Annotated in this window: 12 protein-coding genes; 2 read left to right on the top strand and 10 right to left on the bottom strand. The window is 71.8% G+C overall.

The features are described from left to right. Window positions 1-34 precede the first annotated feature (34 nt). Entirely contained in the window at window positions 35-1,141 is a 1,107-nt protein-coding gene (locus IE312_RS20390) for a mechanosensitive ion channel family protein (RefSeq protein ID WP_189983793.1), read from the top strand. A 34-nt stretch (window positions 1,142-1,175) separates the two neighbouring features. Here IE312_RS20390 and IE312_RS20395 read toward each other — a convergent pair whose 3' ends face one another. From IE312_RS20395 to IE312_RS20415, 5 genes are all read right to left on the bottom strand, one after another. Then, on the bottom strand, window positions 1,176-2,762 hold the full coding sequence (locus tag IE312_RS20395) for a Na+/H+ antiporter (RefSeq protein WP_189983794.1): 1,587 nt from the start codon (window positions 2,760-2,762) through the stop codon (window positions 1,176-1,178). Between the two features lie 105 nt (window positions 2,763-2,867). Beyond that, complete coding sequence (locus IE312_RS20400) at window positions 2,868-3,335, bottom strand: GNAT family N-acetyltransferase (RefSeq protein ID WP_189983795.1); 468 nt, start codon at window positions 3,333-3,335, stop codon at window positions 2,868-2,870. After that, window positions 3,332-4,276 (bottom strand): RluA family pseudouridine synthase, encoded by a 945-nt coding sequence (locus IE312_RS20405; RefSeq protein ID WP_189983796.1) that lies wholly within the window; start codon window positions 4,274-4,276, stop codon window positions 3,332-3,334. The genes IE312_RS20400 and IE312_RS20405 overlap by 4 nt, the downstream gene beginning before the upstream one ends. A gap of 63 nt (window positions 4,277-4,339) precedes the next feature. Beyond that, window positions 4,340-4,993 (bottom strand): signal peptidase II, encoded by a 654-nt coding sequence (gene lspA, locus IE312_RS20410; RefSeq protein WP_189983797.1) that lies wholly within the window; start codon window positions 4,991-4,993, stop codon window positions 4,340-4,342. A gap of 67 nt (window positions 4,994-5,060) precedes the next feature. Further along, entirely contained in the window at window positions 5,061-6,257 is a 1,197-nt protein-coding gene (locus tag IE312_RS20415) for a TraR/DksA family transcriptional regulator (protein WP_189983798.1), read from the bottom strand. A gap of 602 nt (window positions 6,258-6,859) precedes the next feature. On the opposite strand from IE312_RS20415, the gene ileS reads away from it, so the two are divergent. After that, window positions 6,860-10,003 (top strand): isoleucine--tRNA ligase, encoded by a 3,144-nt coding sequence (gene ileS, locus IE312_RS20420; protein WP_189983799.1) that lies wholly within the window; start codon window positions 6,860-6,862, stop codon window positions 10,001-10,003. A gap of 218 nt (window positions 10,004-10,221) precedes the next feature. On the opposite strand, the gene IE312_RS20425 is transcribed toward ileS, so the two are convergent. The 5 genes from IE312_RS20425 to pgeF all read right to left on the bottom strand — a co-directional run. Then, a complete protein-coding gene (locus IE312_RS20425; protein WP_189983800.1) occupies window positions 10,222-11,340 on the bottom strand; it encodes a DivIVA domain-containing protein in 1,119 nt (372 codons plus the stop codon). 54 nt (window positions 11,341-11,394) lie between these two features. Then, window positions 11,395-11,685: a YggT family protein gene (locus tag IE312_RS20430; RefSeq protein ID WP_030347861.1), complete on the bottom strand. Its 291-nt coding sequence runs from the start codon at window positions 11,683-11,685 to the stop codon at window positions 11,395-11,397. 60 nt (window positions 11,686-11,745) lie between these two features. Continuing rightward, window positions 11,746-12,387: a cell division protein SepF gene (locus tag IE312_RS20435; RefSeq protein WP_189983801.1), complete on the bottom strand. Its 642-nt coding sequence runs from the start codon at window positions 12,385-12,387 to the stop codon at window positions 11,746-11,748. Between the two features lie 128 nt (window positions 12,388-12,515). After that, the gene (locus IE312_RS20440; protein WP_189983802.1) at window positions 12,516-13,235 is read right to left on the bottom strand and encodes a YggS family pyridoxal phosphate-dependent enzyme; all 720 of its coding nucleotides are present in this window, start codon (window positions 13,233-13,235) and stop codon (window positions 12,516-12,518) included. Window positions 13,236-13,241: 6 nt separating this feature from the next. Next, the coding region (gene pgeF, locus IE312_RS20445) for a peptidoglycan editing factor PgeF (protein WP_229900195.1) at window positions 13,242-13,872 on the bottom strand (631 nt) is incomplete at its 5' end.

Consider the following 13,872-nt stretch of genomic DNA (forward strand, 5'->3'; position numbering starts at 1 on the left):
TCAAGGTCTCCGCGCGCCGGTTAGGAGCGGAGGCATGGAGAACGTACTCCGCCCCCTGATCGTGCTCGGCGGCACGGTGCTGCTGACCCTGGCCATAGGCTGGGTCACCGACCGGCTGCTGGGCAAGGCCGACGAACGACATCACGACACACCCCTGTGGGGGCTGCTGCGCCGCGCCCGCATCCCGTACCAGCTCGTGCTGTGCTCCGCCATGCTGCGCGGATCGTACGACCAGGCGAAGCTGCTGGAACGGCACCAGGTCGGCATCGGCCGGACACTGACGCTGGTGCTGATCGGTTCGGCCGCCTGGCTGGTGATCCGGATCGCCGCCGCGGTCGTCGAGACCACCTACAGCCGGTACGCCCGCGTCCACCGCGACGCGGCCCGGGTGCGCCGGGTGCGCACCCAGGTGGAGCTGATCATGCGGGTGGTGTCCGCGATCGTCATCGTCGTGGCCGCCTCGTCGATGCTGCTGACCTTCCCGGCGATGCGCGCGGCGGGCGCCTCCCTGCTGGCTTCCGCGGGCATCATCGCCGCCATCGCCGGTGTCGCCGCCCAGTCCACGCTCTCGAACATGTTCGCGGGGCTGCAGATCGCCTTCGGCGACATGGTGCGCATCGGCGACACCGTCGTGGTCGACGGCGAGTGGGGCACCGTCGAGGAGATCACCCTGACCTTCCTGACGGTGCGGACCTGGGACGAGCGCCGGATCACCATGCCGGTGTCGTACTTCACCTCCAGGCCGTTCGAGAACTGGTCCCGCGGCACCCCGCAGATGACGGGCATCGTCTACTGGCACCTCGACCACAGCGCGCCCATCGAGGCGATGCGCGAGAAGCTGCGCGACATCCTGCGGCACTGCCCGGCCTGGGACGGCCGCGCCTACGGCCTGGTGGTGACGGACACCACCCCGAACACCATCCAGGTGCGCGCCCTGGTGACGGCGAAGGACGCGGACGACATCTGGACGGTCCGGGTCACCGTCCGCGAGCAGATGATCGCCTGGCTGTCCGCGGAGCACCCCTACGCGCTGCCCCGGGTGAACACCGCCGACGCGGTGCTCCCGCCGTACCGCGTCCCGTCCCCCGACCGTGCCTCGCTGCGCAGGGCCTACGAGTTCCCGCGCACCGGGCGCGGCTGACCGGCCGCCCTCCGCCCCGCCCGGGACCGGGTGCTCAGCGCAGACTCCGTACGTCGAGGTGGCGCAGCACCCGGTCCACGATCTCCGGATCCGCCCCGGGCTCGCTGCGCGCCGCCAGCACCTCGTGCCGGGCGGCGCTCAGCATCTCGTTCTGGATGCGCCGCACCCGCTTGAGCCGCCTGACCCGCTGGTGCTGCGCCTCCCGCCGCTCCTCCTCCCCCATGTCCGGGCTGATCCGGATCCCGATGTCGAAGGCGCGCCGCAGCATCTGCTCGGACAGGTCCTCGGGCAGCTCCTCCACCTGCTCGATCTCCCGCAGCCGGCGCTTGGCGGCCTTCGCGGCCCGCACCGCCAGCTCCTTCTCGAACTCCTTCTCCCGCTCGGAGTCGGACCGCACCCCGAGCCGCCGCACCAGCCACGGCAGGGTCAGCCCCTGCAGCACCAGCGTGACGATGATCACCCCGAAGGCGATGAAGACGATCTCGTCCCGGTCGGGGAAAGGAGAGCCGTCCTCGGTGCGCAGCGGCACGGCCAGCGCCAGCGCCACGGAGGCCACCCCGCGCATCCCGGACCACCACATCACGACGGTCTCCCGCCAGCTCACCGGGATCTCCTCGTCGTAGTCCCGGCGGGCGTGCAGCCGTTTGGTCAGCCAGGTCGCCGGCAGCAGCCACAGCAGCCGCACGACGACGACCACGCCCACGACGCCGGCGGCCCAGCCGAGCATCTCGCCCCACCGCCCCTGCGCCGTGTGGATGGCGTTGTGCAGCTCCAGGCCGATGAGCCCGAAGGCGACACCGGTGACGAGGGTGTCGATGATGTCCCAGAAGGTGTGCCCGGCGAGCCGGGTCATCACGTCGTCGGCGTCGGAGGCGTACTCGGCGAGGAAGAGCGCCGTGGTGAGCACGGCGAGCACCCCGGAGCCGTGCAGCTTCTCCGCCAGCACGTAGGAGGCGTACGGCACCAGCAGGGTCATGCCGATCTGCAGCGTCGGATCGCCCAGCAGGTCCATCAGCTTGTTCGCGCCCCAGCCCAGCACCAGGCCGACGGCCACCGCGACGACCGCGGACAGCACCAGGTCGAGACCGGCCCGCCAGGGCGAGAACGTGCCGCTCACGGCCGCGGCGATCGCCACGTGGTAGAGCACGATCGCGGTCACGTCGTTGAAGAGGCCCTCGCCCTCCAGGATCGACACCAGGCGGCGCGGCAGGCCCAGCTGTCCGGCCACGCTGGTCGCGGCGACCGGGTCGGGCGGCGCGACCAGGGCACCCAGCGCGACGGCGGCCGCGATCGGCAGCCCGGGCACGATCGCGTTGGCCATGAACGCCACGCACACGGTCGTGACGAACACCAGGGCCACGGCCAGCAGGAAGATCGGCCGGAGGTTGGCCGCGAACTGCCGCCAGGACGTACGGCGCACGGCGGCGTAGAGCAGCGGCGGCAGCAGCCCGGGCAGGATCAGGTCGGGCGGGATGTCCACATTGGGCACGAACTCGACCACCGCCAGCACCCCGCCGAACAGGGTCATCAGCACCGGCGCCGGCACCCCGAACCGGTCCCCCAGCGGGACGCTCACCAGGGCCCCGAGCAGCAGGACGAACAACAGAGCCAGCTGATCCACGGACGGCGCTCCGGGGGTCGACGATCACAGGGCAGGCCTCAAGCCTGCCACGCCGCCCGCACCGGGGCCGTCGCGACTCCCCAGGCCCGGGCGGTCCCGGCGCCGCTACAGGGACCGGCGCATCGCCCGGTGCGGTATCCCGGCGTCGGGGAACTCCGGGCCGTAGGCCGTGTAGCCCAGGCGCTCGTAGAACCCGAGGGCGTGGGTCTGGGCGTGCAGGTCCACCGCCGTGAGGCCGCGCGCGCGTGCCGCGTCCTCGATGGCGCGCACCAGGGCGGCACCGACACCGAGCCCGCGCGCCGCGCGCGACACGGCGAGCCGCCCCAGCGAACCCACCGCCGGGTCCCCACCGGTCTTCCCGGCCGCCGCCGCACCGTGCAGCAGCCGGCCGGTGCCCAGCGGCACCCCGTCCTCGCGGACCGCCAGCACGTGCACGGCCACCGCGTCGTGGGCGTCGTACTCGATGTCCTCGGGGACGCCCTGCTCGGCGACGAAGACCTCCTTGCGGACCGCGAAGCAGGCCTCGCGGTCGGCGGGGTCCTCGGCGACCCGCACGGTGTAGGCCGGGCTCATCCCCACGACTCCTCGCGGACCTGGTCGAGGGCCTTGCGCAGGTCCTCCGGGTAGTCGCTGGCGAACTCGGCCCAGGTGCCGTCGCCGGGGTGCTCGAAACCGAGGCGGACGGCGTGCAGCCACTGACGGGTCAGGCGCAGCCGCTTGGCGAGGGTCGGGTCGGCGCCGTAGGTGAGGTCGCCGACGCACGGGTGGCGGTGGGCGGCCATGTGGACGCGGATCTGGTGGGTGCGGCCCGTCTCCAGCTTCACGTCCAGCAGGGAGGCGGCGCGGAAGGCCTCGATGAGGTCGTAGTGGGTCACCGAGGGCTTGCCCTCGGCCGTGACCGCCCACTTGTAGTCGTGCTGGGGGTGGCGGCCGATCGGGGCGTCGATGGTGCCGCTCGTCGGGTCCGGATGGCCCTGCACCAGGGTGTGGTAGCGCTTGTCGACCGTGCGCTCCTTGAACTGGCGCTTCAGCGACGTGTACGCCCGCTCCGACTTGGCGACCACCATCAGGCCGGAGGTGCCGACGTCCAGGCGGTGCACGATGCCCTGGCGCTCGGCGGCGCCGGAGGTGGAGATCCGGTACCCGGCGGCGGCGAGACCGCCGATGACGGTGGGGCCGGACCAGCCCGGCGACGGGTGCGCCGCCACGCCGACCGGCTTGACGATCACGACCACGTCGTCGTCGTCGTGCACGATCTCCATGCCCTCGACCGGCTCGGCGACCACCTGCACCGGCGCGGGCGCCTGCGGCATCTCGACCTCCAGCCAGGCACCGCCGTGCACCCGCTCGGACTTGCCGACCACCGCGCCGTCGACCTGGACCTTGCCGGCCGCGGCCAGCTCCGCCGCCTTCGTGCGGGAGAAGCCGAACATGCGGGAGATGGCGGCGTCGACGCGCTCGCCCTCCAGGCCGTCGGGCACGGGCAGGGTACGGATCTCGGGAATCGTGCTCACCCGTCGAGTATGCCGGACGGGCGGGACGGCACCGAACGAGCCTGTGGAGAACCCGGCCGGGCCTCAGTCCTTGTGGACCGTGCCGTCGGGGTCCAAGCCGCGGAAGGACAGCAGCACGATCAGGATGCCGCCGCACACGATCGCCGAGTCGGCGAGGTTGAACACCGCGAAGCCCTTGGGCGCGATGAAGTCCACGACCTCGCCCTCGAAGACGCCGGGCGCCCGGAAGATCCGGTCGGTGAGGTTGCCGAGCGCACCGCCGAGCAGCAGGCCCAGCGCGACCGCCCAGGGGAAGCTGTACAGCTTGCGGGCCAGCCGGATGATCACCACGATCACGGCCGCGGCGATCAGCGTGAAGATCACCGTGAAGGCCGCGCCGAACCCGAAGGCGGCGCCGGGGTTGCGGATGGCGTGCAGCTCCAGCAGGTCGCCGACGACCTGGATCGGCGCGCGGCCCTCCAGCCGGGAGACGACGAGCATCTTGCTGACCAGGTCGAGGGCGTACGCGAAGGCGGCCACCGCGAACAGCACGGCGATGCGGCGCCCGCGGCCCGTCCGTGGCGCCGCGGCCCCCCGGTCGCCCGCGCGGGACGCTCCGGCGTCCCCGGACGCGGACGCGCCGGAGCCGGCGGCCGGCCCGTCCGCCGCCGTCCGCTCGCCGCCGTCCGGGGTGTCCGGGGTGTCCGGCGTACCGATGATGCGCTCCGCCTCTGCCACGTGAGTCCCTCAACCTAGGTGCCTGACTGGGGACGAGACTACGGCACGCCCCCTGGGCCCCACACGCTCAGGAGCGGCGTTCCTGCTTCTGCTTGCACTCCACGCACAGGGTGGCCCGCGGGAACGCCTGCATACGAGCCTTGCCGATGGGATTGCCGCAGTTCTCGCACAGGCCGTAGGTGCCCGCGTGGAGCCGTTCCAGGGCGCGCTCGGTCTGGACCAGCATCTCGCGCGCGTTGGCGGCCAGCGCCAGCTCGTGCTCGCGCGTGATGTTCTTGGTGCCGGTGTCGGCCTGGTCGTCGCCGGCGCCGTCCCCGGAGTCCCGCATCAGGCCCACCAGGGACGCCTCGGAGGAGGCGAGCTCCTCCTGCAGCCGCGTCATCTCGGACTCCAGCTCGGCGCGGGCCCCGGCGACCTCCTCCGGTGTCCAGGGCTCCTCGCCGGGGCGCACCGCCAGTTCGCCGGGCTCCGCCGCGGCGACGCGTGCCTTGGGGACGGCGGACTGTGCCGCCGTGGCCGTGCCAGGAGTCTTCTTCGCAACCACTGTCGTGGCTCCCGTCTGCTTGGCGGCCCGTGCCGCGCCCGCTTTCTTGGCCGTGCTCATGCTCTTCCCGCCCGCCTTGGCCCCGGTCTGCCGGGCCCTGGTCCTCTTCGCGGCCGTGTCCGTGACAGAACCGTCCGCGACAGAACCGTCCGTGACGGATGCGTCCGTGAGAGCCGTATCCGTGGCGGCCGTGTCCTTGGCGGCCCTCCCCCGGGCGGCCGTCTCCCGGGCGGCAGCCTTCTTCGCGGCCGTCGTCGTGACGACCGCCTTCTTCGTGGCCGTCTTCTTCACCCCGGCCTTCGCGGCGGCGGTCTTCTCCTTCGCCGCCGCGCGCTTCAGGGCGGTCCCCTCCGCGGCCGCGTCCCGCTCGGCCGGCTTCTTCCCGACCGCCTTCCCGGCCGCCTTCCCGGCCATCGCGTCCCCGGCCGCCGCCTTCTCGGCCCCCGGCTTCTTCCCCGCCGCCTTCCTGCCCGTCGCCTTCACGGGGGCCGCCTCGCCGGCGACCGCCCCGGCGGCACCTCGCTGCCTGCCGGCGGCCCGCGCGGTCCCCGGCCCCTCGGCAGCCGTCTTCTTCGTCGTGGCCGTCTTCTCCGTCGTGGCCGTCTTCCGCGCAGTCGGCTTCGTGGCGGCCGTCGTGCCCGGGGCCGTCTTCTCGGTGGCAGGCCTCGCGCCGGTCTTCCCGGTCGCCGGCTGCTGTACGGCGGTCTTCTTCGCCACCATGGCCGCGGCCCCTTCACATATTGTGATCTTGCTCGCGAATCGTGCTGGGACGATAAATCGACTCGAGTCCCGCGGCAACGGGGCACACCGCCCGATTCGCCCGCCCGCACCCCCCGAGCCACGGGCCTGCATCCGTTGTGCCCAGCTCCCCGCCCGGTAATCCGCCGGTCCCGGCCCACCCGGGCCCGCGCCCCCGCCCCTCGCCATTCGGGTCATCCGGCCGGGCCGCCCCGCGCCCGCCCCGCCGCGCGGAAACCGGTCGGCCGCTGTCCGCGCGGCGCCGTACACTGGGCGGAGCGAAAAGCGTGGATGGGGACGAGTAGCGGCGTACGCAGCCCAGAGCGACCCGGGGACGGTGTGAGCCCGGGGGCGAGCGCGACGTGAAGATCACCCCGGAGCCGCCGGAAGAAAGCCGCAGCCGAAGGGCGGCGGCGAGTAGAGCCGGCTTCGCGACCCCAATGAGGGGGCTCACCGGCGCGTACGGCGCGGCGGAGGGCCAAGGAGGGTGGTACCGCGGGAGCGCGCCGCACACGGCGTAGACAGGAACGAAGGCTCTCGTCCCTCCGACGGAAGGCAGCAAGTCCGTTGGAGGATGCTCGCAGATGACAGCGCCGACGTACCGCCAGGTGCCCGCCCAGGTCGACCTGCCCGCTCTTGAGCACGCCGTGCTCGACTTCTGGCGCGAGCAGAAGATCTTCGCCAAGAGCCTGGAGCAGTCCGAGGGCCGCCCGGAGTGGGTGTTCTACGAGGGCCCGCCCACCGCGAACGGCATGCCCGGCGCCCACCACATCGAAGCCCGCGTCTTCAAGGACGTCTTCCCCCGCTTCCGCACCATGCGCGGCTACCACGTGGCCCGCAAGGCGGGCTGGGACTGCCACGGCCTGCCCGTCGAGCTGGCCGTCGAGAAGGAGCTGGGCTTCTCCGGCAAGCCGGACATCGAGGCGTACGGCATCGCCGAGTTCAACGCCAAGTGCCGCGAGTCCGTGACCCGGCACACGGACGCGTTCGCCGAGCTGACGACCCGCATGGGCTACTGGGTCGACCTCGACGACGCCTACCGGACCATGGACCCCGACTACGTGCAGTCGGTGTGGTGGTCGCTGAAGCAGATCTTCGACAAGGGGCTCCTCACCCAGGACTACCGGGTCGCCCCCTGGTGCCCGCGCTGCGGCACCGGCCTGTCCGACCACGAGCTGGCGCAGGGGTACGAGACGGTCGTCGACCCGTCGGTGTACGTCCGTTTCCCGCTCACCTCCGGACCGCTCGCCGGCCAGGCCGCGCTCCTGGTGTGGACGACGACCCCCTGGACCCTGGTGTCCAACACGGCGGTGGCCGCGCACCCGGAGGTGACCTACGTGGTCGCCACCGACGGCGAGGAGAAGCTCGTCGTCGCCGAGCCGCTCCTCGCCAAGGCGCTCGGCGAGGGCTGGGAGACCACGGGCCAGACCTTCACCGGCGCGGAGATGGAGCGCTGGACGTACCAGCGCCCGTTCGAGCTGGTGGAGTTCCCGGCCCCGGCGCACTTCGTCGTGAACGCCGAGTACGTCACCACCGACGACGGCACGGGCCTGGTGCACCAGTCCCCGGCCTTCGGTGAGGACGACCTGAAGGTCTGCCGCTCCTACGACCTGCCGGTCGTGAACCCGGTCCGTCCGGACGGCACCTTCGAGGAGGACGTCCCGCTGGTCGGCGGCATCTTCTTCAAGAAGGCCGACGAAAAGCTCACCGACGACCTGAACCAGCGCGGTCTGCTCTTCAAGCACCTGCCGTACGAACACAGCTACCCGCACTGCTGGCGCTGCCACACCGCGCTGCTCTACTACGCGCAGCCCTCCTGGTACATCCGCACGACGGCCGTCAAGGACCGGCTGATCCAGGAGAACGAGAAGACCAACTGGTTCCCGGGGACGGTCAAGCACGGCCGCTTCGGTGACTGGCTGAACAACAACATCGACTGGGCGCTGTCCCGCAACCGCTACTGGGGCACCCCGCTGCCGATCTGGCGCTGCGGGGACGACCACCTGACCTGCGTCGGCTCCCTCACCGAGCTGAGCGAGCTGACCGGCGCCGACCAGTCGGGCCTGGACCCGCACCGCCCGTACATCGACGAGGTCACCTTCGCCTGCCCCCACGAGGGCTGCGGCGCGACGGCCACGCGCGTGCCGGAGGTCATCGACGCCTGGTACGACTCGGGCTCGATGCCGTTCGCGCAGTGGGGCTACCCGTACAAGAACAAGGAGCTGTTCGAGAGCCGGTACCCGGCGCAGTTCATCTCCGAGGCGATCGACCAGACCCGTGGCTGGTTCTACACGCTGATGGCCGTCGGCACCCTCGTCTTCGACAAGTCGTCGTACGAGAACGTGGTCTGCCTGGGCCACATCCTGGCCGAGGACGGCCGCAAGATGTCCAAGCACCTGGGCAACATCCTGCAGCCGATCCCGCTCATGGACCAGCACGGCGCGGACGCGGTGCGCTGGTTCATGGCGGCCGGCGGCTCCCCGTGGGCGGCGCGCCGGGTGGGTCACGGCACCATTCAGGAGGTCGTCCGCAAGACGCTGCTGACGTACTGGAACACGGTCGCCTTCCAGGCCCTGTACGCGCGTACGTCGCACTGGGCGCCGTCCGCGGCGGACCCGGCGCCGGCCGAGCGGCCGGTGCTGGACCGCTGGCTGCTGTCGGAACTGCACGCGCTCACCGACCAGGTGACGCAGGCACTGGAGGCGTACGACACCCAGCGCGCCGGCAAGCTGCTGTCCGCGTTCGTCGACGACCTGTCGAACTGGTACGTCCGCCGCTCGCGCCGCCGGTTCTGGCAGGGCGACAAGGCCGCGCTGCGCACGCTGCACGAGGTGCTGGAGACGGTCACCAAGCTGATGGCGCCGATCACCCCGTTCATCACCGAGCGGGTGTGGCAGGACCTCGTCGTCCCGGTCAGCCCGGGCGCGCCGGAGTCCGTGCACCTGGCCGGCTGGCCGGAGGCGGACCTGTCGGCGATCGACCCGGAGCTGTCGAAGCAGATGGTCCTGGTCCGCCGGCTGGTGGAGCTGGGCCGCGCCACGCGCGCGGAGTCGGGCGTCAAGACCCGTCAGCCGCTGTCCCGGGCACTGATCGCGGCGGCCGGATTCGAGGCCCTGGACCCGGAGCTGCACACGCAGATCACGGAGGAGCTGAACGTCGAGGGACTGGCGTCGCTCAGCGAGGTCGGCGGCAGCCTGGTCGACACGACCGCCAAGGCCAACTTCCGGGCGCTCGGCAAGCGGTTCGGCAAGCGGGTGCAGGACGTGGCAAAGGCGATCGCCGCGGCCGACGCCGCCGCGCTGTCCCTCGCCCTGCGCGAGGGCACGGCCGCCGTGGAGCTGGACGGTGAGACGGTCGCCCTCGCCCCGGACGAGGTGATCATCACCGAGACCCCGCGCGAGGGCTGGTCGGTGGCCTCCGACTCCGGTGCCACGGTGGCGCTGGACCTGGAGATCACCGAGGAGCTGCGGCAGGCGGGCCTGGCCCGGGACGCGATCCGGCTGATCCAGGAGGCCCGCAAGAACAGCGGCCTGGACGTCGCCGACCGGATCGCGCTGCGCTGGACCTCCACGGACCCGGCTGTGGTGGCGGCCCTCGCCGAGCACGCGGGGCTGATCGCCGACGAGGTGCTCTCGACCGACTTCGGGCAGGGCGAGGCCGACGACAGCTTCGGTGAGCCGTTCACCGACGAGGGGCTGTCCCTGACGTTCCGGCTGCGCAAGGCGTAGGCACCGAGCGGGTATACGCGCGGGGCCCGGCCTCCCTCGGGGAGGCGGGGCCCTTCCTTCATGGGCTACCGCGCAGGGGCTGTCCTTCATGGGCTGCCGCGCAGGGGCTGCCTCGTCACGCAACCCGCGTAAAAAGGGCGGGCCCCCGGGACCGAAGTCCGGGGGCCCGCCCTATCAGACGCTGCCGACGCCGTTGTCGTACCGGTCTCAGCGACCCGTCAGTTGTCGTCCTCGTCGATCAGGAACCCGCGCATCGGCGAGGGAGCCTGACCCATCGGGGACGGGCCCTGCGGACGGACCGGAGCCATGGGCTGGGTCATGGCCGGCGTCATCTGCTGCTGACCGCCGTAGGACGGGGCGGACGGAGCGGGCGAGCCGCCCATCGTCTGGTTGCCGCCGTACGACGGGGCACTCGCGCCGGCCGGGGCCATGGAGGGCGCCGGGGACGGCGGCAGGGACGCGGTGGCCGGAGTGCGCGGCGGGGCCAGGGAGTCGTCGGCCTGGGTCTCCAGCTGACGCAGCTGGGACTCGAGGTACGACTTCAGCCGCGTGCGGTACTCGCGCTCGAAGCCGCGCAGGTCCTCGACCTTGCGCTCCAGCGTGGCGCGCGCGGACTCCAGGGAGCCCATCGCCACGCGGTGCTTCTCCTGCGCGTCCCGCTCCAGGGCGTCGGCCTTGGCACGGGCGTCGCGCTCCAGACCCTCGGCGCGGCTGCGGGCCTCGCCGACGATCTTGTTGGCCTCGGAACGGGCCTCGGCGATCGCCTGGTCGGCGGTCTGCTGGGCCAGCGAGAGGACACGGGCGGCGCTGTCGCCACCGGGGCCCTGACCGGGGCCGCCCATCGGACCGCCCATGGGGCCGCCCATCGGACCACCCATCTGCTGCTGCATGGGCGGCTGACCGCCCATCGGGCCCTGACCCATCGGACCCTGGCCCATCGGACCGGGACCCTGCGGGCCGCCCTGACCGCCGGGGCCGGCGGGCAGCTGCGGGGCACCGCTCGGCAGCTGGGGCGGGCCACCCATGGGGCCGCCCATCTGCTGCTGCGGCGGGCCCGATATCCCGGCGGGCACCGGCTGGCCGGGACCTCGCATGCCCTGCTGCTGGGGATGCTGCTGGTCCTGCTCCGGGGGCTTGCGCATGTTCTGCTGGTTCTGCGCGGCGGCGCGCGTCGCGGCGGCCAGCTTGGCGCGCAGGTCCTCGTTCTCGCGGAGCAGACGCGTCAGTTCGGCTTCGACCTCGTCGAGGAAGGCATCGACCTCGTCCTCGTCATAGCCTTCTCGGAGGCGGACGGTCGTGAACTGCTTGTTCCGCACGTCCTCGGGGGTCAACGGCATCTCTTCACCTCAACGTAGTCATCGGCAGTCGGCAAGACCGGATCGTCCCCACCCTCATCTCACGAAACTCCCCGCGACGGAGATGAGAATGTAGACGATGATCATCAGTACGAAGAAGGACAGGTCGAGCGCCACGCCCCCGAGACGCAGCGGCGGGATGAACCGCCGCAGAAGCTTCAGCGGTGGATCGGTGACAGTGTAGGTGGCCTCCAGTACGACCACCATCGCCTTGCCGGGTTGCCATGAGCGGGCGAACTGGAAGACGTAGTCCATGACCAGCCGGAAGATGAGCACGACGAGGAACACCATCAGCGCGATGTAGATCACCTGCGCGAACACGCTCATGGCTTGTGGTTCCCTCTCCCCTGTTCCGTGCTCTTCCGTGCTTCGATCCGGTCATACGTCTCAGCTCTGGTTGAAGAACCCGCCCTCTGCGATGCGGGCCTTGTCCTCCGCCGTGACATCGACGTTAGCAGGAGACAACAGGAACACCTTCTGCGTCACCCGCTCGATGCTGCCGTGAAGACCAAACACCAAACCGGCCGCAAAGTCGACAAGTCGCTTCGCGTCTGTGTCGTCCATCTCAGTCAGATTCATGATCACCGGGGTGCCCTCACGGAAGTGTTCCCCGATGGTACGGGCCTCGTTGTAGGTCCGGGGGTGCAGCGTGGTGATCCGGTAAGGCTCTCGTTCCGACACGACCTTGGGCATGATCACCGGTGCGTTCTTCTCCAGGGACTGGCGTTCTTGTGTGATGGATGCCACGGGCGCGATCCGCGCCGGACGTCCGGATTCCGCGGCGAGCGAAGTCGCACGGGCCAGCGGCTCGCGAGGCGCGGGCGGTTGTACGATTCGCACCTCTTCGTCCCTTTGGGACTGATGTGCGCCGTGCGACTGGTGTGCCGCTTCGTGCCGTCGGTGGTCCCGCTCCGGCTCCGGGTCCAACTCGGGCTCGAAGTCGTCGTCGGGGTCGAATCCGCGGCCGTCGTACCCATCGTCCTCCACGAGGCCGAGGTAGACCGCCATCTTGCGCATCGCGCCGGCCATGCTCTGAGTCCTCCGCTCTGTGGTGGATCGACTGACGACTGCCAAGTGCCCGCGATCCACGTGGTCCTTGCGCCCACCTTGGCGCGCATTGACCATATTTTCTGCTGTGGTCCGACTTCCTGGCGACGTTACCCGAGCCTGGGGCGGACTCCGAGTACCGCGGTGCCGACGCGCACATGTGTCGCCCCGGCGGCCACGGCCTGTTCGAGGTCCGCACTCATCCCTGCCGACACCATGGTTGCAGCCGGATGAGCTCGGCGCAGGTCAGTCGACAAATCCATGAGGCGCTCGAACGCCGCTTGTTCGCGCCCCGCGTACTCCCCGGTCAGCGGAGCGACGGTCATCAGTCCGTCGAGCCGCAGTCCGGGTGAACCGGCGACGAGGTCGGCCAACTCTTCGATTCCGGCCGGGGCGACACCGCCGCGCTCGCCCCGCGCGCTCTCGCCCGCGTCCAGGGCGACCTGGATCAGGCAGCCCACCTCGCGCCCGGCGCGCACCGCCTCCTTCGACAGGGCGGTGACGAGCCGGGAACGGTCGACGGACTGCACGACACCGGCGTAACCGACCACGGAACGCACCTTGTTGGTCTGCAACTGACCGACGAAGTGCCACGTGAGGGGCAGATCCGCGCAGGCCGCGGCCTTCGGGGCGGCGTCCTGGTCGCGGTTCTCGGCGACATGGCGCACGCCGAGTCCGGACAGGATCCGCACGTCGCTCGCCGGGTAGGTCTTGGTGACCACGATCAGGGTCACCTCGTCCCGGGCGCGCCCGGCCGCCGCACACGCGGCGGTGATACGTTCCTCCACCTTCGCCAGGTTCGCGGCGAGTTCGGTCTTACGGTCCGTCATGCCCCATCAGTCCAGCCAGACGTAGCTCGCGAGCCGACCGGTGGTGCGGTCGCGGCGGTACGAGAAGTGGTTCTCCGACTCCAGCGTGCACACCGGCGCCTGCGCCCGGTCGCACACCCCGAGCCGGTCGAGCTGCGCGTGCACCCCGGCGCTCACGTCGACCGCCGGCGTACCCCAGCTCGTCTCGGCGTGCGCCGCCGGCTCGACGGCGGTCACTTCGGCGCGCATCGCCTCCGGCACCTCGTAGCACCGGCCGCACACGGCCGGTCCGGTGCGGGCGACGATCCGCTCCGGCGCGGCGCCGAGCGAGACCATGGCCCGTACGGCGGCGGGGACGACGCCCGCGACCAGGCCGGGCCGGCCCGCGTGGGCCGCGGCGGCGACCCCGGCGTCGGGGTCGGCCAGCAGCACCGGCACGCAGTCGGCGGTGAGGACGGCGAGGGCGAGGCCGCGCCGGGCGGTGACGACGGCGTCGACCTCCGGCACCGGCCGGTCCCCCCACGGTTCGTCCACCACGGCGACGCCGGCGCCGTGCACCTGGTTCATCCAGACGACCCGTCCGGCCTCCAGGCCGAGCGACTTGGCCGCCAGCTCCCTGTTGTGCCGGACCGCCTCGGGCGTGTCGCCGACCGCGCCG

The organism is Streptomyces capoamus (genome assembly GCF_014654935.1).
GTDB classification, from domain to species: domain Bacteria; phylum Actinomycetota; class Actinomycetes; order Streptomycetales; family Streptomycetaceae; genus Streptomyces; species Streptomyces capoamus.